Annotated in this window: 17 protein-coding genes and 1 pseudogene; 10 read left to right on the top strand and 8 right to left on the bottom strand. The window is 68.4% G+C overall.

Annotated features, from left to right (window positions below):
* Positions 1–12 precede the first annotated feature (12 nt).
* From nrdE to ACLBXX_RS12495, 3 genes are read left to right on the top strand one after another with little or no spacing between them, the layout of a single operon-like run.
* Positions 13–2112 (top strand): class 1b ribonucleoside-diphosphate reductase subunit alpha, encoded by a 2100-nt coding sequence (nrdE, locus tag ACLBXX_RS12505; RefSeq protein WP_387146157.1) that lies wholly within the window; start codon positions 13–15, stop codon positions 2110–2112.
* 33 nt (positions 2113–2145) lie between these two features.
* A complete protein-coding gene (gene nrdF / locus ACLBXX_RS12500) occupies positions 2146–3120 on the top strand; it encodes a class 1b ribonucleoside-diphosphate reductase subunit beta (RefSeq protein WP_045299980.1) in 975 nt (324 codons plus the stop codon).
* 3 nt (positions 3121–3123) lie between these two features.
* The gene (locus ACLBXX_RS12495; protein WP_447658284.1) at positions 3124–4425 is read left to right on the top strand and encodes a DNA adenine methylase; all 1302 of its coding nucleotides are present in this window, start codon (positions 3124–3126) and stop codon (positions 4423–4425) included.
* Here ACLBXX_RS12495 and ACLBXX_RS12490 read toward each other — a convergent pair.
* Entirely contained in the window at positions 4422–5504 is a 1083-nt protein-coding gene (locus ACLBXX_RS12490; protein ID WP_447658283.1) for a phospholipase D family protein, read from the bottom strand. The genes ACLBXX_RS12495 and ACLBXX_RS12490 overlap by 4 nt on opposite strands.
* 59 nt (positions 5505–5563) lie before the next feature.
* On the opposite strand from ACLBXX_RS12490, the gene ACLBXX_RS12485 reads away from it, so the two are divergent.
* Positions 5564–6652 (top strand): site-specific DNA-methyltransferase, encoded by a 1089-nt coding sequence (locus ACLBXX_RS12485; RefSeq protein WP_447658282.1) that lies wholly within the window; start codon positions 5564–5566, stop codon positions 6650–6652.
* A gap of 146 nt (positions 6653–6798) precedes the next feature.
* On the opposite strand, the pseudogene ACLBXX_RS12480 reads toward ACLBXX_RS12485, so the two are convergent.
* Positions 6799–7557: pseudogene (locus tag ACLBXX_RS12480) on the bottom strand (SDR family oxidoreductase).
* Between the two features lie 207 nt (positions 7558–7764).
* Between ACLBXX_RS12480 and ACLBXX_RS12475 the strand changes: the two are divergent.
* Both ACLBXX_RS12475 and ACLBXX_RS12470 read left to right on the top strand, forming a co-directional pair.
* A complete protein-coding gene (locus ACLBXX_RS12475; RefSeq protein ID WP_447658281.1) occupies positions 7765–8715 on the top strand; it encodes an alpha/beta hydrolase in 951 nt (316 codons plus the stop codon).
* A 33-nt stretch (positions 8716–8748) separates the two neighbouring features.
* Positions 8749–9678: an alpha/beta fold hydrolase gene (locus ACLBXX_RS12470; protein WP_447658280.1), complete on the top strand. Its 930-nt coding sequence runs from the start codon at positions 8749–8751 to the stop codon at positions 9676–9678.
* Positions 9679–9704: 26 nt separating this feature from the next.
* Here ACLBXX_RS12470 and ACLBXX_RS12465 read toward each other — a convergent pair whose 3' ends face one another.
* Positions 9705–10703 carry a LacI family DNA-binding transcriptional regulator gene (locus tag ACLBXX_RS12465; RefSeq protein ID WP_447658279.1) on the bottom strand — a complete coding sequence of 333 codons (999 nt, stop codon included), beginning with the start codon at positions 10701–10703 and terminating at the stop codon, positions 9705–9707.
* Between the two features lie 163 nt (positions 10704–10866).
* On the opposite strand from ACLBXX_RS12465, the gene ACLBXX_RS12460 reads away from it, so the two are divergent.
* Genes ACLBXX_RS12460 through ACLBXX_RS12445 form a run of 4 tightly spaced genes read left to right on the top strand, consistent with a single transcriptional unit; the run spans position 10867 to position 15219 of the window.
* Positions 10867–12150 carry an extracellular solute-binding protein gene (locus ACLBXX_RS12460; RefSeq protein WP_447658278.1) on the top strand — a complete coding sequence of 428 codons (1284 nt, stop codon included), beginning with the start codon at positions 10867–10869 and terminating at the stop codon, positions 12148–12150.
* The gene (locus ACLBXX_RS12455; RefSeq protein WP_447658277.1) at positions 12147–13070 is read left to right on the top strand and encodes a carbohydrate ABC transporter permease; all 924 of its coding nucleotides are present in this window, start codon (positions 12147–12149) and stop codon (positions 13068–13070) included. Before ACLBXX_RS12460 ends, ACLBXX_RS12455 begins: the two co-directional genes overlap by 4 nt.
* A gap of 1 nt (position 13071) precedes the next feature.
* A complete protein-coding gene (locus ACLBXX_RS12450) occupies positions 13072–13965 on the top strand; it encodes a carbohydrate ABC transporter permease (protein ID WP_447658276.1) in 894 nt (297 codons plus the stop codon).
* A gap of 39 nt (positions 13966–14004) precedes the next feature.
* Positions 14005–15219, top strand: a complete 1215-nt coding sequence (locus ACLBXX_RS12445) for a glycoside hydrolase family 1 protein (RefSeq protein ID WP_447658275.1) — start codon at positions 14005–14007, stop codon at positions 15217–15219.
* A gap of 287 nt (positions 15220–15506) precedes the next feature.
* Here the strand turns inward: ACLBXX_RS12445 and ACLBXX_RS12440 are convergent, their stop codons facing one another.
* The 5 genes from ACLBXX_RS12440 to ACLBXX_RS12420 all read right to left on the bottom strand — a co-directional run.
* Positions 15507–15896 (bottom strand): hypothetical protein, encoded by a 390-nt coding sequence (locus ACLBXX_RS12440; protein ID WP_447658274.1) that lies wholly within the window; start codon positions 15894–15896, stop codon positions 15507–15509.
* Positions 15897–15909: 13 nt separating this feature from the next.
* Positions 15910–19128 carry a DUF6519 domain-containing protein gene (locus ACLBXX_RS12435; RefSeq protein ID WP_447658273.1) on the bottom strand — a complete coding sequence of 1073 codons (3219 nt, stop codon included), beginning with the start codon at positions 19126–19128 and terminating at the stop codon, positions 15910–15912.
* Between the two features lie 21 nt (positions 19129–19149).
* Complete coding sequence (locus ACLBXX_RS12430; protein ID WP_447658272.1) at positions 19150–21327, bottom strand: hypothetical protein; 2178 nt, start codon at positions 21325–21327, stop codon at positions 19150–19152.
* A complete protein-coding gene (locus ACLBXX_RS12425; protein ID WP_447658271.1) occupies positions 21324–23873 on the bottom strand; it encodes a baseplate J/gp47 family protein in 2550 nt (849 codons plus the stop codon). The genes ACLBXX_RS12430 and ACLBXX_RS12425 overlap by 4 nt, the downstream gene beginning before the upstream one ends.
* Positions 23870–25272: putative baseplate assembly protein (locus ACLBXX_RS12420; RefSeq protein WP_447658270.1), on the bottom strand; the 1403-nt coding region annotated here is incomplete at its 5' end. The genes ACLBXX_RS12420 and ACLBXX_RS12425, both read right to left, overlap by 4 nt.

The following is a 25272-nucleotide window of genomic DNA, read 5'->3' as shown; positions in this document are numbered from 1 at the left end:
CGCTTCGAGGGCATGGACTACCACGCCCTCAACGCGATGCTCAACCTGTACGACGCGGACGGCAAGATCCAGTTCGACGCCGACAAGCGCGCTGCGCGGGAGTACTTCCTGCAGCACGTGAACCAGAACACGGTGTTCTTCCACTCCCTCAAGGAGCGTCTCGACTACCTCGTCGAGAAGGAGTACTACGAGCCCGCCGTGCTCGAGAGGTACTCGTTCGCGTTCATCCAGCAGCTCAACGACTTCGCGTACGGCAAGAAGTTCCGCTTCGAGACGTTCCTCGGCGCGTTCAAGTACTACACGAGCTACACGCTCAAGACCTTCGACGGCAAGCGCTACCTCGAGCGCTTCGAGGACCGCGTCGTCATGACCGCGCTCGCCCTCGCCGACGGCGACGAGCTGCTGGCCACCAACCTCGTCGACGAGATCCTCTCGGGGCGCTTCCAGCCTGCGACGCCGACGTTCCTCAACGCCGGCAAGGCGCAGCGCGGCGAGCTCGTCTCGTGCTTCCTGCTGCGCATCGAAGACAACATGGAGTCGATCTCGCGCGGCATCAACTCGTCGCTGCAGCTGTCCAAGCGCGGCGGCGGCGTGGCGCTGCTGCTGTCGAACATCCGCGAGGCGGGGGCGCCGATCAAGCAGATCGAGAACCAGTCCAGCGGCATCATTCCCGTGATGAAGCTCCTCGAAGACTCCTTCTCGTACGCCAACCAGCTCGGCGCGCGTCAGGGTGCAGGTGCGGTGTACCTCAACGCGCACCACCCCGACATCATGAAGTTCCTCGACACCAAGCGCGAGAACGCCGACGAGAAGATCCGCATCAAGACGCTGTCGCTGGGCGTCGTCGTCCCCGACATCACGTTCGAGCTCGCCAAGAACGGCGAGGACATGTACCTGTTCTCCCCATACGACGTCGAGCGCGTCTACGGCGTGCCGTTCGGCGACATCTCGGTCAGCGAGAAGTACCGCGAGATGGTCGACGACCCGCGCATCAAGAAGACGAAGATCAACGCGCGCGAGTTCTTCCAGACCCTCGCCGAGATCCAGTTCGAGTCGGGCTACCCGTACATCATGTTCGAGGACACGGTGAACAAGGCCAACCCGATCAAGGGCCGGATCAACATGTCCAACCTGTGCTCCGAGATCCTGCAGGTGAACACGCCCACCACCTACAACGAGGACCTGTCCTACGCCCAGATCGGCAAGGACATCTCGTGCAACCTGGGTTCGCTCAACATCGCCCTGGCGATGGACGGCGGCGATCTTGCGAAGACCGTGGACACCAGCATCCGTGCGCTCACGGCCGTCAGTCAGCAGAGCCACATCGCCTCGGTCCGCTCGATCGAGGACGGCAACGACCGCTCGCACGCGATCGGCCTCGGCCAGATGAACCTGCACGGCTACCTCGCCCGCGAGCACGTCTACTACGGGTCGGAAGAGGGTGTCGACTTCACGAACATCTACTTCTACTCGGTGCTGTTCCACGCGCTGACCGCGTCGAACAAGATCGCGATCGAGCGCGGCGAGACCTTCGACGGGTTCGAGGACTCGACGTACGCATCGGGCGAGTTCTTCGACAAGTACATCGAGCAGGAGTGGGTTCCCGCGACGGCCAAGGTCGCCGAGATGTTCGCCGGCCACCACATCCCCACGCAGGACGACTGGCGCGCGCTCAAGGCCTCGATCCAGCAGCACGGCATCTACAACCAGAACCTGCAGGCGGTGCCGCCCACCGGCTCGATCTCGTACATCAACAACTCGACGTCGTCGATCCACCCGATCGCGGCGAAGATCGAGATCCGCAAGGAAGGAAAGCTCGGCCGCGTCTACTACCCGGCGGCGTTCATGACGAACGACAACCTGGAGTACTACCAGGACGCGTACGAGATCGGCTACGAGAAGGTCATCGACACGTACGCCGCCGCCACGCAGCACGTCGACCAGGGTCTGTCGCTCACGCTGTTCTTCAAGGACACCGCGACCACGCGCGACATCAACAAGGCCCAGATCTACGCCTGGCGCAAGGGCATCAAGACGATCTACTACATCCGCCTCCGCCAGATGGCGCTGGAGGGGACCGACATGAGCGAGTGCGTCAGCTGCACGCTCTGACGGTCTGATCAGGATTCCGAGAGAAGAAGGACGATGAGCGAGAAGCTCCAGCTCCTGGACCACGTCCAGGCCATCAACTGGAACCGCATCCAGGACGACAAGGACCTCGAGGTGTGGAACCGCCTCGTGAACAACTTCTGGCTGCCCGAGAAGGTGCCGCTGTCGAACGACATCCAGTCGTGGAACACGCTCACCCCCGAGGAGCAGACCCTCACGATGCGCGTGTTCACGGGGCTCACGCTCCTCGACACGATCCAGGGCACGGTGGGCGCGGTGTCGCTCATCCCCGACGCCATCACGCCCCACGAGGAGGCCGTCTACACGAACATCGCGTTCATGGAGTCGGTGCACGCCAAGTCGTATTCGTCCATCTTCTCGACGCTGTGCTCGACGAAGGAGATCGACGAGGCGTTCCGCTGGTCGGTCGAGAACGAGAACCTTCAGAAGAAGGCTCAGATCGTCATGGAGTACTACCGCGGCGACGAGCCCCTCAAGCGCAAGGTCGCCTCGACTCTGCTCGAGTCGTTCCTCTTCTACTCGGGGTTCTACCTCCCGATGCACTGGTCGAGCCGCGCCAAGCTCACCAACACGGCCGACCTCATCCGCCTCATCATCCGTGACGAGGCCGTGCACGGGTACTACATCGGCTACAAGTTCCAGCGCGGACTCGAGACGGTCGACCAGGCCAAGCGCGACGAGATCAAGGACTACACGTTCTCGCTGCTCTACGAGCTCTACGACAACGAGGTGCAGTACACGCAGGACCTCTACGACGGTGTCGGTCTCACCGAGGACGTCAAGAAGTTCCTGCACTACAACGCCAACAAGGCCCTCATGAACCTGGGCTACGAGGCGATGTTCCCCTCGACGGTCACGAATGTGAACCCGGCGATCCTGTCCGCCCTGTCGCCGAACGCCGACGAGAACCACGACTTCTTCTCGGGGTCAGGCTCGTCGTACGTGATCGGCAAGGCCGAGGCCACCGAGGACGAGGATTGGGACTTCTAGCCCGTGGCCGCTCTGGTTGCGAGCGCAAGCGAACGGACCATCTCATATCTCGGGAACAAGACGCGGTTCGTCGGGGCGATCGCAGATGCGATAGACGAAGTTGCAGCGTCCAACACCAGCCCCGTTATTGATCCATTCACCGGGTCCGGAGCGGTCGCGCGCTATGTCGGCCAACAGCGCCCGGTATTTGCTAGTGACATTCAGGAGTACGCGCGAGTTCTGCTCGACGGGTCGTTCCTTGGGGATGTCGAGATCGAATGCGCGATCGAGGAAGTCGATCGCGCGCTGTCCCGATTTGAAGGAGTGCTTAGCGACGGGGACGTCGCACGGCTAGTGCAGTTCGAGCGAGAGGCCTACCATCGCGTGGACATTGCGGCAATTGCCGCGATGATCGATGAAGGCTCTCTCCGCGCACATACACAGCGATGGATCGGGGGATTCGACACCGATCTTCAGTCGGCCCTCGCCACGGAGCAAGCAACTTCGCTCATCTTTCAGTACTACGGCGGGGTTTACTTCTCATATGAGCACGCATTAGCGATCGACGCCTTATGTGGACACGCGAAGTCTCTAGACGGTCGGCTGCGCGATGCGATCCTCGCGGTCGCCATCCGCGTCGCCAGTCAAGTCGCCACGACGGTTGGGGGCCACTTCGCGCAACCCATCCGTCCGCGCGAGCGACATGGGGAGCTAAAGCCAGCGCTCCTAAGGAAAGTTGCTCAGGCGCGTCGACGCGACACACATCAACTAGTGCGTGAAACGGCGCAGGCGACCTGGACTGGTATGCCAGCGTGCGCCATACACGCGAACACACTCGACTACCTCGACGCCATTGGGACCGCGCCGACTGAGTCGGCCGTCGTGTATGCGGATCCGCCTTACACCCGGGATCACTACAGCCGTTTCTATCACGTGCTCGAGACCATCGCCTTGGGGGATGATCCGGGGATCACGGTTTCCAATCTCAAGGCGGGTGCGACGCATAGCCGGGGTTTGTATCGGACGCGGCGGCATCAGTCGCCGTTTAGCATCCCGGCCCAAGCGCCGGGTGCGTTTGACCAACTCTTCCACACGGCGCGAGAGCGTGGCTTTCCGGTTGTCTTGTCGTACTCCGCGAGCTACGAGCGGCTGGATGCGACGGTGCGTTCGATCGATGTAGGGGATCTTCAGCGCATCGCTTCAGATTACTTCGAGTCAGTCGAGATGAGGGAAATTGAAGGTTCCACTCACGCGCAGTTTAATCGGCGTGAGAGAGCGGTCAAGCGAAACGCATCGTCGGAGCTGCTGTTGCTCATGCGGCCCTAAGAAACCGCACTCAGCAGCGGGCACGTCGGCCATCTCAGTCTCACATCCTCGGTGGTCGGGTAGGCGCGTCGCAGATTGGTGTGGGGGCCGACTTGGGGCAGCGCGCCGAGCAGCGTGCTGGCGACCTCGAAGTCCGGTGCTCCCGGGCCGAGAAGGTGATAGCGGAATGATCCGTCGGCGAGGCGCATGAATACGCCGATTGGCCCGGGCGTCGTGACGGGTATACCGCGGGCCCCGGTGAGGTCGAAGGACCAATTGACGCTCTCCTTCGTGCCGATGTAACGGTGTTCGAGCGCCGTCTCGTTCCCGTCTCCATCGACTTCCGCGAGGTCGATCCACACGCCTCCATCTTGGTAGCCGAAGTAATCCGTCATGATCGCAAAGGGGAAGCCTGTCTGGGCGTACCCGCCGCGCCCTCTGGGTAGGTCGGCGAGGAACCAGGCCGGATTGTTGGAATCAGCTTCGTCCAGTAACTCGGGCGATTCGAGCTGCGCGTCCATTGCCGCCTCGATGGAAGCTTCCTTACTGATCGCTGCTCTCTCCGGGGTCCGATTGTTGGCCGCGCGTGCGCGCGCCCGTTCGTCCCCAACGTCGACGAGATTCGCAGCATGAGCATCACACCAATCGGCGAACTCTTTCTCTATCGAGTCGAGTTCGCCTGCGGTGAGAGGCACGCGCGCGCCGAACTCCCAGTTGTTGGTAAGTCCCCATGCCGTGAGGTTCCCGGAACCAGTGACAAGTTGTCCGGTTCCATCTGGGCGGTGAAACCAGATCGTCTTCGGATGAAATATCCGCGCCTCGTTGTGGAGAAAGATGTCAACGTGCAATGAAGGTGTCGAACTTATTGCCGATGCAAGCGCATCGAGGCTCTGTGTGTTTGTAACCGCATCGAGGCCGATGATGAGACGAACCTCGCCGACGTCGAGCAGCGTTTGGATCATCGGCTCGTTGAGGAACCTCCTCAGGCCCTCGCGGCTCGCCCAAGCGAACATGCCGATGGCTGATGTTGCCCCGGTGGCTGCGGCGGCGATCGCATCCAGGGTCGATCGCCCCTCACCAGGTTGCATGAAGACGCTCACATCACTCCTCTCGGCGAGCCAGGCGCTGCGTGTCGTTCGCCCCGCCTAACATCGAACACATGTCCTTCATACTCGAGCGCACGGCGCGCGGAGGCTACCCCAGCACGCCTCTCCCCAGCGGGAAGATTCATGTTGGCGACAACCTCGCGATCATGCGCTCGGGCGTCATTGAATCAGCATCAGTCCGACTCTGCTATCTCGACCCGCCGTTCAACACCGGCGAGACTTTCACGCACTACCAGGATGCGGTCCCTTCGGAGCGATGGGCCGAGGATCTCCTCGCACGCGTTCAAGCGATTGCGCCCTTGCTCACGGATGACGCCAGCATCTGGCTCCACCTCGACGATCGGGAGCAGCACGTGGGGCGCCTCGTGCTGGAGGAGGTCTTTGGTCGAGAAGCGTTCGTCGCGACGGTGATCTGGCAGCGAAAGCTGAGTCGCGACAACCGCGTCGCGTTCAGTAGGTCGCATGACTACTTGCACGTCTTTGCGCCAGCAGGACCTCGGGCATGGAAGACACGGCGGAATGGGCTTCCTGACACGGGGGCGTACAGCAACCCCGACGACGATCCCCGCGGTCCATGGCGCTCAGTTCCGATGAGTGTTCAGGCGGGCCACGCAACGCCTTCGCAGTTCTATGAGATCGTGACTCCGACTGGCGCGGTTCATTCGCCGCCGCGCGGCCGCTGCTGGACCTATACCGCAGAGCGCTTTCGCGAACTAGAGCGCGATGGCCGGGTCTATTGGCCCCGCAAGGGCGCTGGGATCCCCAGGCTCAAGCGATACCAAGTAGATGGCTCTGCCCTCGTTCCCAGCACGCTGTGGATGGCGGAGGAGGTGGGGGACACTGGCGAGGCGAAGCGCGAAGTGCTGCGCGAATCTGCGGACGGAGCCGTCTTCGACACCCCCAAGCCGCTCCGTCTGATGGAACGGGTAATCGGGATCTCGACTGATCCCGGCGATCTTGTGCTCGATCCCTACGCGGGTTCTGGGACAACCCTGGTAGCTGCAGACCTGGCAGATCGGCGATGGGTCGGCGTGGAGCGTGAAGCTCAAACGGTTGAGTCGATCATCGTGCCCCGACTTCGTGCGCGAGACGTCCCATTTGATGTCCATCACAGCGTTGACCCCGTGTCCTCCGGAGACTAGCCAGAACCGCGACTTCTTCTCGGGGTCTGGTTCGTCGTACGTGATCGGCAAGGCCGAGGCGACAGAAGACGAGGACTGGGGCCCGAACCATCGAAAGCCCACGGGTTCCGCGGGCTTTCGATGTTTTCGCCGCCTCCGTCCGGGCGCTACCGGACCTGATCGGTCGGCCGGATCAGGATGCTGTTCACCGAGACATGATCGGGCTGGCGGAGCGCGTACAGGACGGCCTCGGCGATGTCGGCGGCTTCGAGCGTGCGCATCGACCCCGCGATCTCGGACGCGGCCTGGCGCATCGTCGTATCGGTGATGTGGCTGGTCAGCTCGGTGGCGACGAACCCGGGCTCGATCAGCGTGACGCGCACGCCGCGCGTCGTCACCTCCTGCCGCAGCGACTCGGTGAACGCGCTCACTCCGAACTTCGTCGCCGCTTACACGCCGCTTCCGAGGGACGCGATGCGGCCGGACGTCGAAGAGACCTGAACGATGTGCCCCTTCGTCTCGATGAGATGGGGCAGCGCGGCGTGCACGGCGTACATCGATCCGAGCAGGTTCGTGTCGACCACGCGTTCCCATTCGCGGACGTCGGCCCCGAGGATCATGCCGCTCTGCATGAGGCCGGCGTTGTTGATCAGCGCGTCCAGACGCCCGAACCTCTCGACGACCTCATCGATCGCCCGTGCGACGGAGTCGTAGCTCGTCACATCGAGGGGGAGGCTCAGCACCTCTCCCGGGGCGGACTCCTCCAGCGATGTCAGGCGGTCGGTGCGGCGTGCTCCGACGGCCACCCGCAGTCCGGCCTCGGACAGCGCGAGCGCCGTGGCACGCCCGATCCCCGATGACGCGCCGGTGACGAGCGCCACCTTTCCCTGCAGGTCTGGATCTGTCTTCGGGGGGATGCTCGCCATGGGTTCGCCGTTCGTGGTCCGACGCCGGTGTCGCGGTGCGCCTCCAAACACTGACCGTGCGGCGTTCCGATCTGTGACGCCGGCATCCCGCGGATCGCTGATCGTCGTGCGGTTGTCACAACGGCGTGCTCTGCCCGGTCCTTGTGTTCAAGCCGGTGATTGCCGGCAGATCCCACGATCCGATCAACACACAGATGGGCTTGCGACATGACCGAACACATCCTGCAGCCGGAAGCACGCGCGTTCGCAGAGGCGGCTGCGGCTCCGCCCACGCTCGTCGAACGCGGCGTCGACGGGGCGCGAAAGCTGCTCGACGACGTGCAGTCGGGGCCCGTCGACCTTCCCGATGTCGAGGACGAGTGGATTACGGTCCCGGCAGCCGTCGGCGACGTCAGAGTCCGCATCGTCAAGCCGGACGGCACGAAGGGATCGCTTCCCGTGGTGCTCTACGTCCACGGCGGCGGCTGGGTTCTGGGCAACGCGGGCACCCACGACCGCCTGGTGCGCGACCTGGCCACGGGCGCCCGCGCCGCGATCGTGTTCGTCGAGTACACGCGTTCGCCTGAGGCGCAGCATCCCGTCGCCATCGAACAGGCGTACGCGACCGCCCGATGGATCATGGACAACGGCAGGCAGAAGGGACTGGATGCTGCGCGCCTGGCCGTCGCCGGAGATTCGGTCGGCGGCAACATGGCCGCGGTGCTCGCGATCCTCGCGAAGAAGCGCGGCGATGTCAGGTTCATCCACCAATCGCTGTACTACCCGGTCACCGACGCGCGGCAGGACACCGCCAGCTATCGCGAGTTCGCGGAGGGCTTCCACCTGCGTGCCGACGCGATGGCGTGGTTCTGGGACAACTACCTCCCCGACGTGCACAAGCGCAGCGACGTGACGGCGTCACCGCTTCAGGCGCCCGTCGATGAGCTCAAGGGGCTGCCCGAGACTCTGCTGATCGTCGACGAGAACGACGTGCTGCGCGACGAGGGCGAAGCCTACGGTCGCAAGCTCATCGAAGCGGGGGTGCCGACGACGCTCGTGCGCTACGACGCCACCATCCACGACTTCATGATGCTCAACCCGCTGCGCCCGTCGGCCGCGACGACCGCAGCGATCGACCAGGCGGTCCACACGCTCCGCAAGGCGTTCGCCATCGACTGACCCGCCTGATCCGACCACCTTCAAGGAGTCCTCATGATCGATGCGAACGTGCAGATCCGCCATGTCCCCGCCGGTGTCCTCGATGTCGCGTACTACGACCTCGGGCCGGCCGGCGGCGAACCCGTCGTGCTGCTGCACGGATTCCCGTACGACGTCCACAGCTATGCGGAGGTGGCTCCGCTGCTCGTCGAGGCGGGCTTCCGCGTCCTCGTGCCCTATCTTCGCGGACACGGTCCGACGCGCTTCCTGAGCGCGGACACACCCCGAAGCGGACAGCAGGGGGCGCTCGGAGCCGACGTGCTCGCGTTCCTCGATGCTCTCGGACTCCACGAGCCGATCCTCGCGGGGTACGACTGGGGTGGACGGGCCGCCGCCGTGGTGGCCGCCCTGCACCCCGATCGGATCGGCGGGCTCGTCTCGGTCAACGGCTATCTCATCCAGGACATCGCCTCCGCCGGCGCACCCATCGATCCGGACCGCGAAGCCGGCTTCTGGTACTTCTGGTACTTCGCGACCGACCGCGGCAGGGCGGGCCTGGAGCACAACCGACGCGAGATCGCCCGCGTGATCTGGCGACGCAACTCGCCCGAGTGGGACTTCAGCGAAGGGCAGCTGGTCCGTGCGGCCCGTGCGTTCGACAACCCCGACTACGTCGACGTCGTGATCCACTCCTACCGGCATCGACTCGGCCTCGCCGAGGGCGCCGACGCCTACGCGGACGTCGAGGCGCAGCTCGCCGCGCTTCCGCCGATCAGTGTGCCGACGATCACCCTCGACGGGACCGCGGACGGCAACTTCCCGGCATCCGACGGCAGCCACGATGCCCATCTCTTCACGGGTTGGCGCGAGCACCGCAAGGTTCCGCACGCCGGTCATCACCTTCCGGCCGAGGCGCCCCGGGCGTTCGCCGATGCGATCCTCGCCGTCGCCGAGACCCCCGGTGACGGTGCGGGAACGCCCTGACCGACACCGCACGACATCGGTCCGCGTCACTCGCGCAGCGGCGCGGTCGACGAGCGGACGACAAGCGTCGTCGACAGCTCGGTGCGCGCCGCGGGGTGCGGGTGGCGGCCGGCGCGCACGCGGACGATCACGTCGACGGCGGCGCTGCCCATCTGCGCGAGCGGCTGGCGGATCGTCGTCAGCGGCGGGTCGATCCAGGACGAGTGGGGGAGGTCGTCGAAGCCGATCACCGACATGTCGTCGGGGATGCGCAGGTCCGCCTCGCGGAGTGCGCGGATGGCGCCGAGTGCGCTGTCGTCGCTTGCCGCGAAGATCGCGGTCGGCCGCGAGTCGCGGGTGAGGAGGATCCGCGTGGCGTCGTAGCCCTGGTCGATGCCGTAGTGCGTGCGGATGATCAGGTCGTCGTCCACGGGAACCCCCGCCTGCTGCAGCGCCGCCTGGAAGCCGGCGAGCCGGGCGATGCCGTTGTCCTGATCCAGGGGACCGGTGATCGTCGCGATCCGGCGGTGGCCCAGCTCGATGAGATGCTGCGCCGCGTCGAACGCACCCTGGAAGTTCGTCGCCGCGATCGAGAACGTCCCTTCGGGCATCCGGTGCAGGGGATCGACGACGACCAGGGGGATGCCGGCTTCCGCGAGCTGCTGACGCGCCTCGGGGCTCGGCACCGCGACCACGCTCAGCAGCCCGTCGGAGCCCCGCTCCAGCGCGTGCATCACCCAGTCGTCGCAGTCCTCCGGGTCGGGCTCGACGGCGAGGACGAGGTCCTTGCCGTGCGCCTTCGCCGCTTCGGCGGCACCGCGGACGACGGCCTCCGACCATGCCTGGTCCAGGTTGACGACGCGCATGTCGAGGAATCCGGTCGCCATCCTCGGGCGCATCCGGATCTCGTAGCCGTGGCGCTCGAGGACCGCGGCCACACGATCTCGCGTGGCGCGGGACACATCGGGCCGGGAGTTGAGCACCTTCGACACCGTCGGGATGGAGACTCCTGCCTCGGTCGCGATCTGGGCCAGCTGGACTGCCATTGTTCCTCCGGATCAACTTTCCGAAAATGCTAGCGGCAATCGACGACGATCGGTGGCCCATTCTGCGAACTTCGCTGGACTCGCCCCCATTCGTCGCTCTATAGTCTCACTCTGAGGCACGAAATTTCGAGCTGTCTTATCGAAAACACACGAAGGAGTGAGCATGCAAGGGATGCGAGTCACGGCGATCACGGCGATGGCGCTGGGCGCCGTCCTGGTCCTGTCCGGTTGCGGTCGCAGCGCGGACGGCACCGCCGAGGGATCGTCGGTCGCCCCGGCCGAGGAGGGCAAGGCGTCCGGCGTCGTCGAGATCTGGACGGCGGGCGGCCACGCCGACAACCTGGAGAAGCTCACCAAGGACTGGCTGAAGGCCAACCCGGACGCCAGCATCAAGGTCACGGACGTGCCATGGGACCAGGTGATCACGAAGGCGCAGACGGCGACGGCCGCCGGCAAGGGGCCGGACATCATCATGACCGGCGCCGACCAGACCGCGACCGTCATCGGCATGGGCGCCTTCGACGCCGTCCCGGACGGCGTCTACGACACCGACGACTTCTATCCGGCCGCCGTAGACTCCGTCACCGGCGAGGCGGACCTGTACGCGATGCCGTGGTACGTCGAGACCCGCTTCCTCTTCTACCGCGCGGACATCGCGGCCGAGCTCGGCCTGTCGGCGCCGACGACGTGGGAGGAGACTCAGGCGATGTCGGCGGCGTTCGCCTCGCGTCCCGGCGGCACCTTCGGCTTCAGCCTGCCCAAGCCCACCGAGCAGCCGGCGCAGGTCATCGTGCCGTTCGACGCCCAGGCCGGCGGTTCGATGACCGACGGCGACGCGTGGACGATCGACACCCCGGAATTCGTCGAGGCGCTCGACTACTACGGCGGCTACTTCCAGCGGGGCGAGGCGCCGATGGGTGACACCGACGCGACGTTCGAGAACGGCGGGACGCCGATGTTCATCTCTGGTCCGTGGATGCTCGACATCTACCAGGAGGAGATCGAGAAGGGCACCGCCCCCGAGGGCTTCACGATGGACTCCGTCGGCTACACCGTCTCGCCGACCGGTGCCGGCGGGAACAACGACCAGTACATCGGCGGCGGCAACCTGGGCGTGTTCTCGGCATCCGACAACAAGTCCGCGGCCTGGTCGCTGCTGTCGTGGATGAGCGCGCAGGAGCAGCAGGAGGCGTGGTACGACCTGCAGGGTGAGCTCCCGGCCAACATCGCGGCGGGGGGCTACGCCCCGATCCAGGACAACCCGGTGACGAAGACGCTCACCGAGCAGCTGGAGAACACGGTGGCGACGCCGAACTACCCCGCGTGGTCGCAGATCTCGGACCTCATCAGCAAGTACTCCGAGCAGGTCGCCCGCGGTGAGATCACGAGCGCCGACGCGGCGAAGGAGATCCAGGCGCAGGCCGACACGATCGGCTTCGGGTGGTGACATCCGTCCAGGCGGCGCGGCCGGGGAAGGTCTCTTCCCTGGCCGCGCAGCGACGGCGCTCCGCCGCGATCGCGTGGGTCTTCGTCGCCCCGTTCGTGCTGACGTTCGGTGTGTTCGGGCTCATTCCGCTCGTCAGCTCGCTGGCGATGGCATTCACGGATCTTCGGGCGCGGGACATCCGCAACCCGTTCAACGTCAACTTCGTCGGGTTCGAGAACTTCGTCGCGGTGCTCACCGACCCGTCCTTCCAGCGGGCGCTGTTCAACACGCTGGTGTTCGTCGTGGTCGGCGTCCCCGCCACGCTGTTCCTCGCGCTCGTGCTGGCGGTGCTGCTCAACTCGGTGAGTCGCCGGGCCGCCACCTTCTTCCGCGTGGGGTACTACACGCCGGTCATCACGACGATCGTCGCGGTGGCGGTCGTGTGGCGCATCATGTACCAGAACACGGGCGTCCTGAACACGATCCTGGGCTGGGTCGGCATCTCGGGGCCGAACTGGCTGAGCGATCCGAACACCGCGCTGCTGGCGATCACGATCATGGCCATCTGGCGCAACATCGGCGCTTCGATGGTCATCTTCCTCGCGGGCCTGCAGGGCATCCCCGCCGATGTCAACGAGGCCGCGTCGATCGATGGTGCGAACGCGGTCCAGAAGTTCTTCCGCATCACCATTCCGATGATGATGCCGACGATCCTGTTGAACACGATCCTCGTGACCACCGGCTACATGCAGTTCTTCGACGAGCCGTTCGTCATGACGAACGGCGGCCCGCTGGAGTCGACCACCTCGATCGCCCTCCAGGTCTACAACCAGTTCAAGTACGGCAACTACTCGGTCGGTGCCGCCGGAGCGTACGTGCTGTTCGCGCTCGTCGGCATCCTCGCGATCATCCAGTTCCGCTTCTTCCGTCAGAGGACCTGACATGACGACAACCCTCGAAAGACCCGCCGCGACCGAGGCCGTGTCCGCGCCGACGCGGACACCCCGCAAGCCGATCCGGTGGGGAAACCTGGCAGTGCTGGCCATCCTCTCGGTCGGCCTGGCCGCCACGGTCCTGCCGTTCGTCTGGATGGTGCTCGGCGCCTTCAAGACCAAGGCCGAGATCATGGCACGCCCGGTCACCTGGTGGCCGCAGCATCCCACGCTCGACAACTTCCGGGCGTGGCTGTTCGAGTTCGACATCCTCCGGCCGTTCTTCAACTCGGTGTTCCTCGCGGTGGTGACCGTCGCCACGACGCTGCTGTTCTCGTCGATGGTGGGCTGGGCGCTGGCGAAGATGAACTTCCGGGGCAAGAACGTCATCATCGTCGTCGTGCTGGCGACGCTGTTCGTGCCCGGCATCGTCACGCTGATCCCGCAGTTCGTCCTGGTGGCGAACCTCGGCATGGTCAACACCTACTGGGGGCTGATCCTGCCGGGCATGGTCGGCGCCTTCGGCGTCTTCCTGATGCGGCAGTTCATGCTCGAGATCCCCGACTCGCTCCTGGACGCGGCACGGATCGACGGCGCGGGGGAGTTCCGCACGTTCTTCCAGATCGTGCTCCCGCTGTGCAAGGCGCCGCTGGCGACCCTCGCGATCTTCACGTTCATGGGGTCGTGGAACAGCTTCCTGTGGCCGCTGATCATCTCGCAGGACGACTCGATGTACACCCTCCCCGTGTCGCTCGCGCTCTTCTCGGCCGAGGCCGGCGGGCACGGATCCGACTACGGACTGCAGATGGCGGGGTCCTTCCTCATCATCATCCCGGTGCTCATCCTGTTCATCGCGATGCAGCGCCACTTCATCCAGGGCATCGCGCTCACCGGGATCAAGTGACCCGATCCCGCCACCTCCACACGAAAGGAATCAGCATTCATGAGCAGTGTCATCGCCGCACCCGAGGGGTTCATCTGGGGAGCGGCCACCGCCGGTCACCAGATCGAGGGCGGCAACGTCAACACCGGACACTGGGAGAACGAGTACGCGCCGGGCACGCAGATCCCGGAGCCGTCGGGTGACGCGTGCGACTCCTACCACCGCTATCCCGAGGACATCGCGCTGCTGGCGGATGCCGGGCTCACCGCGTACCGCTTCTCGCTGGAGTGGTCGCGCATCGAGCCCGAGGAGGGCGTGGTCTCGCGGGCGCAGCTCGCGCACTACCGTCGCATGATCGACACGTGCCGCGACCACGGCGTGCAGCCGATCGTGACGCTCCACCACTTCACCTTCCCGCGGTGGTGGGACCACTCCGGCGGCTGGTACTCCGAGCAGAGCACCGACCGCTTCCGGCGCTTCACCGAGATCGCCGCCGCGATCCTCGACGACGTCGACCTCGTCGTCACGATCAACGAGCCCAACATGATGGTCAACCAGACCGAGGCGCGCATCGACACCGAGAACGGCGTCAACTTCCCCGGCCCGTCGCCGTTCGTCGCGCAGGCGATCGCCGACGCGCACCACGCCTCGACCGAGGTGCTCCGCGGGGTCGGCGGCATCCGCTCGGGCTGGACGGTGGCGAACCAGGTGTTCCAGGCGGTGCCCGGGTGGGAGAAGCAGCGCGACGATTGGCAGTACTGGCGCGAGGACTTCTTCCTCGAGCAGTCGCGGAACGACGACTTCATCGGCGTGCAGTCGTACCTGCGGACCATCATCGGCCCGACGGACGACGAGCTGGGCTACGGCCCGCAGGAGTGGCCCGAGGGCACCGAGCGCACCCTCACCGGGTGGGAGTACTACCCGGAGGCGCTGGGTCACGCTCTCCGCCACACCCGCGAGGTCACCGGCGGCGTCCCCATGATCGTCACCGAAAACGGGATGGCGACCGCCGACGACGCCCGGCGCATCGACTACACGACGGGTGCACTGGCGGGAATGGCCGAGGCCATCGCCGACGGCTGCGACGTGCGCGGATACCTGCACTGGTCGCTGCTCGACAACTACGAGTGGGGGTCGTTCCGGCCCACGTTCGGGCTCATCGCCGTCGATCACGAGACGTTCGCCCGCACTCCGAAGCCGAGTCTCGGCTGGCTGGGCGGGCTCGCGCAGCGGAACGAGATCCCCGCGTCGCCCCGAGTGGAGCTGTCCGTCTGAGCGCGGTTCCCACCGGACCGGGAGCCGGATGCCGCGGGCCGCGGCATCCGGCCTCCCGTTGCCGTCGAAATCGGCCCGGATCAGCCATTCACTTAAGGCGCGCCGTTGTGCCGGTGAACCCGTTCCAGAAAGCCGCCGGAAACTCGCGTAATAGATTCCCTAGGGCGTTGTCTCTTCAGTGGGGGATAGCGCCGGAGCCCCGGTCCGGCACCCCGGCCGTGGGTCCCGAGCTCGCGGCTACCGGGGGCGCCGGCATTCTCGCGTCGGCCCCCCGGTCAACCTCCGCCTCATGCGCCCGGGTTACGCAGCGCCTTGAGGGCCGCGAGCCACTCCTTGCTCGCATCGTGCAGCTCGGACCGCGCCTGCTCGGCGGCCGTGTCCTGGCGATCCAGCTCCGCACGGGCTGACTCGATGCTCGTGCCGAGCTCGGGCACGCGTCGCGCCGCCGCCCTGAGCTCACGGGAGCTGAGCAGTCCGCGGGCCGACTCGGCGCGAGCGCGGCGGGCCTCCTCGCCGCGCTCGAGGACTTCGGGCAACGCCGCGACGCCGTCGGTCAGCACGTCGAGCAGGGCGGCCACGGCCGCATCGTCGGCGACGCGATCCTCGCGCGGCGCCTCGTCGGCCTTCGGTCGTCGGCGAGGCTTGGCCGGGGGCTTGGGCTTGGAGGTGGGGGTCATGATGCTGCCTCTCTCAGATGCCGATGACGTTGAGGGCGTCCCACGGTGGGGGGACGGGCGCGCCGTTGAGGAACACGATCCCGGTCGAGATGTTGCCGACGACCGACGCCCCCGAGAGGAAGAGGTCGGCCGTGGGCTCTCTGCCGCCCCAGAACCGGTTCTGGGCGACGGCGCCGGTCTCCGCGCGGAGGCGCAGCGCGGTCGTGCCGAACTCCCGGTTGCCGCGGACCTGGTTCGAGGTGACGATCGCATCGCCGCGCAGCCCGATGATCATCGCGGGCGGCGCATCGCCGGCTCCGCCGGCGACGATGTTCGCGTCGACGGTCACGAGCGGGGCGACGATGCGGGCCGATCCGACCGCCGCCGCGGCGGCGACTCCGAAGACCAACGGGCCGAGGCCGGTCACGATGCCGCCGGCCTTCGTGAGGCCGAAGTCGAGGTCGCGGTCCTCGCCGCTGCCGACGAGCAGCCCGATGAAGCGACCGCCGTCGGGGTCGAAATCGGGGTCCGCGGGATACCTGCGCGACGCGTTGCCTTCGATCTGAGAGCGGGCGAAGCCACGCACGGCGATGCCGATCTCGCCGCGGCCGCCGTCCACCGGCCCCACGCGCTCCACGGTGTTGCCTGCGACGCGCGACTCCACGACGGCGACGACGTCGATCCCGATCGATTCGCCGCCCATGCTGCGCGCCGTGCCGACCCCGCGCACGGTGTTCGATTCGACGGAGGCGTGCGCGGCGTTGACGACGCGGATCGCGAAGACCCCCACCGCCTCGTCGGTGTCGCGGGAGCCGATGTCCATCAGGGTGTTCCCCGAGACCGTGGCGATCTCGACCGCAGCCTTCTCGTCGATGACGATGCCGTGCTGGGCGAGCTCCACGCGGTTGCGGGTGACCTCGAGCGTCTGCACCGACGCGTAGTCGACGATGCCGTGGCCGCCCACGCCGCGGACGCGATTGCCGTCGATGCGCACCACGTCGCGCACGAGCTCGCCCGCTGGTGTCGGCACGATGGCGATGCCGTCGGTGCGAGCCGGCTGGTCGGAGCGCGGCGCGCCGATCTGGTTGCCGGTGATCGCGAATCCGCCCTCCGAGACCGAGATCCCGGTGCCGCCGACGATCACCGTGTTGTCCTCGATCGCGAAGGAGCTGCCGGGGATGACCGTGCCGGGATAGACGAAGCCGGTCGCGACGATGCCGCCCTCGCGCGCCCGGATGACGGTGTTGTCGGCGACGCGGTTGGCGAGCAGGAACGCGGTGGTGCCGTCGAGCCGCATCCCGAAGTCGCGGCCGATGACGATGTTGTCGCTCGCCTCGAACTCGGCGACGAGCAGCACACGGCGCCGATCCTCCGCGCCGGCGCCCGCATGGCCGATGCCGGTCGGGCCGGCGACGATGTTGTCGCGCAGGGTGGTGAGCAGCGCGGTCCCGGCGAGCCCGATGGCGGATCGCGACGGGCCCTCCTGTGCGAGGACCAGGGCGGTGACGCGCTCCACCCTTGCCGCGACCGTCGTGTCGAGCACCACGGCGGAGTCGTTCGCGGCGAGGACCGCGAGATCCTCGATCGTGACGAACCTGCTCTTGGTGACGACGAAGCCTTCCGAGGCCGACGCCACGACGATGGATCCGGCGCCCTGTCCGCGGATGCGCAGCGACGTCGCACCGTCGACGCGCACCGGCTCACGGAGCGGGTACAGCCCGATCGCGAGGCAGACGGTGCCGCCGCCGGCGGCCTTGACCTTGTCGACGGCGTCCTGGATCGTGAGCTCGCCGCTGACGTGCGACACCGGCGTCACGCAGACGGTGCACTCGCAGCCGCACTCGTCCGAGTCGCCTTCACCGGGCGTCGGCCATTTCGGCCGGCAGTCGGTGACACCCCCTGAGGTGAGGATGCCGAGCCGGACGTAGTGGTGATGGATGCCGAGCGGCGGCGCCGCATCGAGCAGCGGGTCCGCACCCGAGACGTCGCCCGAGGCATCCGCCGCTCGTGCGGGCACGATCCAGTGGTCGCCGGTGCGGAACGCTCCGCCGGCGGAGGAGAACCCGACGACGAGCCCGTGCTCGAGCACGATCCGATCGGCCGCTGTCGCCGGAACTGGGATCGCGCCGGTCGCGGCCGCCTGGTCGAGGTCGACGACCGTGCCGCCCGCGGTGTTCTTGACGACGCCCACCTGATCCCAGCGGCGCACGCGGAGGTGGCGCTCGGCCGCCTCGTCGATCGTCAGCTGGAGGTCGGCGGGAAGCGCGGCCCCGGCGAAGGCGATCGTCCCCTCGGCGTCGTCGACCTCGATGCGGCGCAGCTCGCCGGGCTCGCCCCGCAGCTCGCGGTGGTCGTCGACGACCTCGACCCAGTCGCCGTCGTGGAAGCCCAGCACGTCGTCTCGGCCCAACGACGCGGGGCGCACCGCGGCGCCGGCGTCCAGGACCTCGACGACGGCGCTCGCCACGGACCCGTTATCGCGCGACCACTTGAACGACGCGGTTCCCGGTTCACCGGGGTCGTGGATCTCGATCCGATACGTCTGGTGCTCGAGCCCGCGGTACCCGCCGGTCGGCGGCAGCTCGCACGGGTCGTCGTCGACGACCGAGATCGTCTCCACGGTGAGCCGTGCGCCGGAGGCCGCGGTCGACGCGGTCCACCCCTCGATGTCGTCGTCGGGGGTCCCGCACGTCGTGCCCGCGGGGACGGCGAAGTGCTTCACCTGCCACACCGTCTGCGTGCGCGCCGTCGTGTCGACGCCGATCGCCGGGTCGATCAGGCCCGGCTCTTCGAGGTGGGTGACCTCGCGCGGCCACACGTCGAGGTACACGAGGTGGGTGCCGTCGGCGGGGAGATCCGGTGGGTCGGGCAGGTACGGCTGCGCCGAATAGGTCACGGTGTCGGGCCCCACCGATTCGGCGAGGATCGGATCGAACGTGTCGTCGGGCTCGGCGCCGTGGTTCTCGGCGACGAGGCCGTCGACGTACAGCCGCCCTCGGCCGATCGCGAGATCCCCACCTGCGAGCGCGAGCCTGAAGGCGTCGGGCGTCACCTTCGACACCGCGGCCGTGCCCTGGATGCCGGCCTGCGGCCCGGGTCCGTCCAGGTCGGCGACGTTCGCGCGCAGCCGCCGCTCGAGGATGGCGACGAGTTCGTTCCAGTCGCCGTCGAGCAGCAGGCGCCCTTGCTGGAGCACGACGCCGGAGTGATCCTTGCGTGCGTCGAACGGCACGCTGCTCAGGTCAGCACCCATCAGTTCGTCCCCTTCCCGGATTCATGTCGCGAAGATGCGGTCGGCCGCGAGGCCGAATCGCAGGTACTCGTCGAGGCGGACGCGCAGGTTCGCCTCGCGCTGCGGCGCGTAGAGGCGGTGCGTCGCCCCCATCTCGCCCTCGTCGTCGGCGCCGCGACGGATGCGGTCGGGCGTTCCCTCGTGCAGCCGCAGGTAGTCGTGGTCGCCGTACCGCATCGAGCCGAAGCGCGGGCGAGAGGCCCGCTGCACAGCGAGGGGGTCGTCGGGTCGGGGCGCGCAGTGGAAACGACGGCCCGTGCGAGACCCGTCCGGCAGGAACGAATACCGCACGCACCCTTGCTGCTTGCGCTCGGCATGCACGGGGTGCGGCCGAGGATCGCCCTCACCCAGGGCCGCGAGGAGCAGCGAATTCGAGGCATCCAATCGGATGCAGCGGATGCTGCCGACGACCGTGGACGCGACGATGTCGAGGTCGCCGGCGGCCGCGGTGCCGTCGCCCGTCTCCCAGTCGGCGACGGACGACACGGTGCGCGGCGACGCGCCGTCCCGGCCCGCGATGGCCACGCCCGTCCGCGACGAGGCGTCGACGACGGAGTCGACGATCTCGATCGTCGCGCCTTCGACAGCGATGATCGGACCGACGACGCTGCGTTCGATCCGCACGCACGCGAACGGGTCGAGCACGATCAGGCTGGCCCAGGTGGGCGAGGCCGGCGCCCCGGTGGTCGTTCGCGTGATGCCCGGCACGAGCGTCGTGTCGCGGATGACGATGGTGCGGCGCTCGCGGTCGGGCGGGTCGATCTCGTCGAGCACGACAGGGGCGCCCGAGACGAGCAGGCCGTCGAGCACCACCGTGCTCTTCGCCGCCATGTCGAGCTTCATCGGCGACGAGAGCTCCAGCGAGGGTCGCGCGCCCGCGTCGGCGGCAAGGCACACCGACGTGTCGTCGCCGGCCGCCGGATCGGGCGCGAGCGCGGTGATGGTGACACTCTGCGCGTAGCGGTCGGAGTCGACGACGAGCACGGTGCCCGCCTCTTGGGAAAGGTCGAGCTCCGCCTGAAGGGATGCGCCGGCCGACACGGTGCGGCGGGGGAAGGGGAGCGGGTCGTCGCCGCGGCGGCGATTGCCCGCGCCGACGGGCACCGCCATGCCGATCGAGAAGGTCGCGAGCACCCGTTCACCGGCGGCGAGGGCGTCTCCGAACCAGACGCGGCCGAGCGAGGGGTCGATGTGGACGTCGCCCGCCGCGGGCTCGTGCGCCCACGCACCGCCGCCGCCCGGCACATCGGAGAGGTCGGCGATCCGAACCACGGCGAGCGGGATGGGCATCGGTTCGCCGCCACCCGTCTGCCGTTCGAGCAGGATCGACCGGCGCGCCCGCGACACCGTCGGACCGTAGACCGCGGGCGCGTGGTCGGCGGCCCACCGGACGGTGAGAGGCTGCGGCACGTCGGGCGGCTCCGCGAGGTGCGCGATGTCGGTCTCGACCCGCGGCTGGCTGAACAGCCGCACATCGGCGCCGAGCGGGTCGAACCGGAACCTGCGGCCATCGGCGGACGGGTCGGGGGCGAGCGGCGAACGCTCGACGAGCACCGGCTGCGTGCGCCAGAGGAAGATCGGCACCTTCACGATGCCGTGGCGCCCCCGCCGCTCCCGCGACGTCGAATCGAGGGGACGGGCGTGCGCCGTGTGCGCGAGGTCGTCGAACGCCGCGCCCTGCTGCACGACGTGGTGGAGGGCTTCGTGGTCGCGCAGACCCGCGCTCGCCGCCGCGTGCGGACGGGTGTGGTTCAGGTACTGCGTCGTCGCGACGCGCTCGAACGACTCGTACACGCGGGCGGGCCACCCCGTGACATCGCGGGCGAGCTGCTCGATCACCGCGGCGGTCCCTTTGCGACGGCGGTACGCCACCGTGTTCGCGACCTCGGCGCGCGGCGAGACCACCTCGGGCACGACGCCGTGGATCGGCCGGTACCCGACGACGCCCCCGACGTACGGCGTCGCCCACGGCGCGGCCGTCTCGACGAACTGGTCGTCGTACAGCTGCGCCAGCTCTTCCGCGAGCACCTCGAGCTGATCGCCGAAGACGTCGAGCAGCTCGGCGAGCACGCCTCCGGCCTCCCCGTCGCGCAGGCGATAGACCGCCGGCAGAAGCTGCCAGAGGTGCGCGGCGGCCGTTCCGGCCTCGGGCTCGGTCATGGCATCTCCTGGAGGGGCGGGAACGGGTCGGGCGAGAGCGCCAGCAGCTCGGCGCCGAGAGGTTCGGGCACCGCAGGAGCAGCGGATGCCGCGACCAGGCGCGGGGCGAGACCCGGTCCGGTCCCGCGGTGGAACTGGTCGAGATCGATCCCGACGACACCGACGACGGAGGCGGCGACCGCGACGAGCTCGGAGGCATGGACCGGATCGCCCAGCTCGCGGGCGGCCGCGCCGAACGTGTCGCGCAGGGCGCTCTCGAGCGACACGAGAACCTTTCCGCGTTCGCGATCCGGGTCGGTGTCGACCTTGAGCGCGATCCGGAAGTCCACCGGCCGGACGGGCACGACCGCGACCCTCACGAGCGGATCGCCCCAGCGCCGGAGTTCGCGCTCGAGCCGGTCGAGGATCTGGGCGGGCGGCGCCGCGCCCGCAGCATCCGTCACCGTCACGACGATGAGCGGTCCGCCGTTCGCGGGCAGCACGTCCGCCCGGGCCTTGCCGATGCCGGCGAACGCGAGCGAGAAGTCGGCGTAGTCGAGGAGTGACACCGTGCGGCCGAGGGTGCGCACCGGGATCGGGATGGCCCACCGTGCGTCGGCTTCGGTCTCAGGGTCCACGCCGCCGACGGCGGGCGCGGGGTTCGTCACGCCCTTGAGTCCGAGCGGCCGGTCGAGGGCGATGCCCAGCTGGTCCTTGCGGACGTTGCCCGCCGCCCCGACGCCCTTGCGGTGGTGTGCGCGCACGTTCGTCGATCCCGACGACGGCCGCGCGCCGTGGACGCCGTCGCCGAACACGACGCTGATGCCGCCGTCCGGGTCGTCCCGGGTCTCGTACACGCGATCGGTCGCGCCGGCGGTGGCCGTCGTCGGAATCTCCGTCCAGCGCACGTCGTCGACGCGTACCTCGAGGGTCGAGGCGGTGCCCCGCGGTGTCTCGGCACGGACGAAGGTGAGGGGGGACTGCTGCAGGCGGTACGCGGCGAACGGCACGCGGGCGTCGCCCGAGCCGAGCAGCTGCGTCACGGTCTCGCCGTGCGTCGCGCGGGCGGCGTTGCCGAAGACGACGGCGGAGGAGCAGGTCGGGGAGATCGTCGGCGCGGCGGCCAGGGTCAGGAGCGTGCGGCCGCCCGCGACGGGGTCGGCGGATGCCACCACGACAGGCTCGCTGAGCGCCGCGCCCGCAGCATCCGTCCCCGACAGGATCACGGTGCGTCCCGTGACCATCCCGGTCGCGTCCCCTTCGACGAGGAGCGTCGTGCCCGAGATCGCAGCGGAGTCGGGGACCTCGGCCAGCGCGAGCGGCTCCGGGACCGCGAGCACGGTCACATCGCGCGGGGAGAGGGCGACCCCGATGGCCGGGCCTGTCAGACCGAGCGCCGTCGTGCGGCCCGAGACGCCCCAGATCGCGAGCGACGCCTCCCGCACGGTCGCGACGCGGAACCGGCCGTTGGTCGCCGCCGCATCGAGCACGAGCCACGACCCGATCGGGATCTCGGGGTGGGCGCCGTCGAGGAACGTGGAGGTCGTGTCGCCGGACGACGTGGTCGCGAGGAAGCCGCTGTCGGTATCGGGATTGAGGTACGTCGGCGGGTCGGCCTCGGGATCGGCGAGCACCCACACGGGGGCGTTGTGGGCGAAGACGGCGAACCGTCGGCGGAAGACGAACACCCGCAGGTCGGTGATCGGCATCGAGGGCGGCATGGTGGATGCGACGCCGCCGGTCCACGTGACGTGCGTCACGCCGGCCTTCTCGACCACGTCGACGGAGTCGAGGGTGCGAAGGTCCCACTCTGTGCCGAGTTCCGGCCCCGTGAACAGGAGCGCGTCGCCGCGAGCGAGCCCGAGCGTGGTTCCTTCGAACCACGCCTCGGTCGGCGCGGCGACCTGGGGGAAGGGGACAGTCGGCACGACGGGCAGGGCGTTCCACTCGGGGCGCGCCTCGATCTCTTCGACGGTCTCGAACGTCTGCGGCTGCTCGTCCGGCCCCGGCACGCTCTGCACCCGCAGCCCGACGGGCAGCGTGAGTGCGGTGGGCACCGCCGGTGGCGCGATCCCGGGATCCTTCATCGACTCCGGGAGGGGTGCCGGCGGCTTCTCGAGCGAGAACGCGAGAGCGGTCTCGGCGGCCGCACCGCGACCGAGCCGGTACGCGACGAGGGCGCCGAGCTCCTGCAGCGACGTGCGTTCGGTCGCGGTGCCGAGATACGCCTCGTTCGCGAGGCGCTCCGTGTAGAACGTCAGGATGTCGGCGGTCACGGCGAATGCGTCGAGGAGCGCGATGGTGGCGTCGTCGGCGTCGCGGGTGCGGAGCCCTCGCAGTGCCGGCCGCGCCTCGTGGGGCTGCGGCGGGTCGATGGCGGGAGGGATCGCCTGCGTCGGCGGACTGGTGTCGCGGGAGAGCCCCGCGATCATCGCGGAGAGGAAGTCGCCGTGCGTGCCCGAGCGGTACCGGATGGACCCGAGGCCGGGACGATTGGCGACCGGCAGCGGCGGTGCGGCGGCCGCGCGGCACGCGGCGCAGCCGCAGGCGGAGCGGTGGGCGCTCATGATCCGCCTCCGTAGGTCAGCGCGAGCACTCCGCGTTCGGGGAAGTCGGGATCGTCGTCGAGCCTCGCGATCTCGAGGCGCCCCATCGGGAGGACGCCCGAGTCGATGCCGCTCGACCAGGGCTCGTGCTGCCGCTGGAACCTCAGGACCTCCACGGACCCCACGCCCGGCACCGCATGGGCGGCCGCGAGGATCGTCGAGAGGTAGACGGGACTGCCGAACGTGAAGCGGTCGGGGTGGAACAGCCCCAGGCGCCCGTCGGGCAGAACCGCGTCCGACAGCGCCGCCCGCAGCTCGCGGGCGACCCAGGAACGGTGGTGGCCGTGCTCGACGCACACGAACAGCGAGACGTCGAGAGGCACGAACGCCGGCCCGTCGACCTCGAGGTCGTACCCGGCCATGCGATAGCGCTCGAGCTGCGCGCGCAGCGCCGCCTCGAACCCGGCGTCGACGCCGCGTCCGCCTCGGCGATCCGCCGTGACGAACACCGTGTGCCACGACCCGGTCCAGCGGAAGGTCGCCTCGGCCTTCTCGACCCCGGGATGCAGCTGCGCCTTGGCCGCATAGTCCGAGGTCGTCACCGCCCGCTCCTGGATCGACAGGGTTGCCCGGGCGTCGCGCCGGATCTCGTCCCCGGTCTCCGCGTCGACGCCTCCGAAGGCCGCCAGCGGGTTCACGACGCCGACGAGATCCGTCTCATCGCCCACGAGATACGCGAGGCTCTCGCGCCCGATGTTGCCGGCGACGCCGTTGCCGACGCGGTAGGTCGCACGGAACGCGGTGCCCTCCGGCGGCCGGGCGCCGTGCTCGTCGTCGCCGAACCGCAGCAGCACCGTCCCGTCGTGCTCCTGCTCGACCACGAACGCGCGGTGCTCGCCGTCGCTCGCGATGAGGTCGGGGCTCGGGTGCCAGTCATGTTCGGCACCGCCGGGCTCGTCGCCCGTGAGCGTCACGGCCGGCGCCGCGGAGCGGAGATCGCCGGAGCGGACCGCGGCGGCCGACTCCCACTCCTCGAGCACTTCGAGCGTGTTGTCGGTGACGTTCTCCCGCAGGAGCCAGGCGCGTCCGCCGAAGCTCAGGGAATGCAGCATCCCCGATCCCCGCACGACGGCCTCGTCGCCGATCTGCGCGATGCCCGCGGCGGCGAAGAGCGCCTGCAGTTCGTCCTTCGACGCGGTGCCCTGCAGCTCGGCCTGCAGCGCCGCGGTGAACGGGGCTGTCGCCAGCACCTCGCGATCACGGACCACCGTGCGCGTGAGCGGCGACTGCGTCAGCGAAGGGCGGTACCGGGCGGGAACGCGCTCGCCTTCGTCGTCGCAGTCGGAGGCGGCCCGCACGAGTCGCGAGAGCGGCACGGCCCCGAGCGGCTCGCCGTCGCCGGACTCGCCGGCGACGGTCG

Source organism: Microbacterium sp. C23T (assembly GCF_053345975.1).
Note: the sequence above shows the minus strand (reverse complement) of the source record. Positions and strands in the feature narration are given on the sequence as shown.

Excerpts from the sequence above, each read along its gene's own strand:
- ACLBXX_RS12425 (WP_447658271.1), bottom strand. The coding sequence starts at position 23,873 with ATGAGCGCCCACCGCTCCGCCTGCGGCTGCGCCGCGTGCCGCGCGGCC.
- ACLBXX_RS12465 (WP_447658279.1), bottom strand. The coding sequence starts at position 10,703 with ATGGCAGTCCAGCTGGCCCAGATCGCGACCGAGGCAGGAGTCTCCATC.
- nrdE (WP_387146157.1), top strand. The coding sequence starts at position 13 with ATGGACTACCACGCCCTCAACGCGATGCTCAACCTGTACGACGCGGAC.
- ACLBXX_RS12445 (WP_447658275.1), top strand. The coding sequence starts at position 14,005 with ATGAGCAGTGTCATCGCCGCACCCGAGGGGTTCATCTGGGGAGCGGCC.
- ACLBXX_RS12450 (WP_447658276.1), top strand. The coding sequence starts at position 13,072 with ATGACGACAACCCTCGAAAGACCCGCCGCGACCGAGGCCGTGTCCGCG.
- nrdF (WP_045299980.1), top strand. The coding sequence starts at position 2,146 with ATGAGCGAGAAGCTCCAGCTCCTGGACCACGTCCAGGCCATCAACTGG.
- ACLBXX_RS12435 (WP_447658273.1), bottom strand. The coding sequence starts at position 19,128 with ATGGGTGCTGACCTGAGCAGCGTGCCGTTCGACGCACGCAAGGATCAC.
- ACLBXX_RS12475 (WP_447658281.1), top strand. The coding sequence starts at position 7,765 with ATGACCGAACACATCCTGCAGCCGGAAGCACGCGCGTTCGCAGAGGCG.
- ACLBXX_RS12430 (WP_447658272.1), bottom strand. The coding sequence starts at position 21,327 with ATGACCGAGCCCGAGGCCGGAACGGCCGCCGCGCACCTCTGGCAGCTT.
- ACLBXX_RS12440 (WP_447658274.1), bottom strand. The coding sequence starts at position 15,896 with ATGACCCCCACCTCCAAGCCCAAGCCCCCGGCCAAGCCTCGCCGACGA.
- ACLBXX_RS12460 (WP_447658278.1), top strand. The coding sequence starts at position 10,867 with ATGCAAGGGATGCGAGTCACGGCGATCACGGCGATGGCGCTGGGCGCC.
- ACLBXX_RS12485 (WP_447658282.1), top strand. The coding sequence starts at position 5,564 with ATGTCCTTCATACTCGAGCGCACGGCGCGCGGAGGCTACCCCAGCACG.
- ACLBXX_RS12470 (WP_447658280.1), top strand. The coding sequence starts at position 8,749 with ATGATCGATGCGAACGTGCAGATCCGCCATGTCCCCGCCGGTGTCCTC.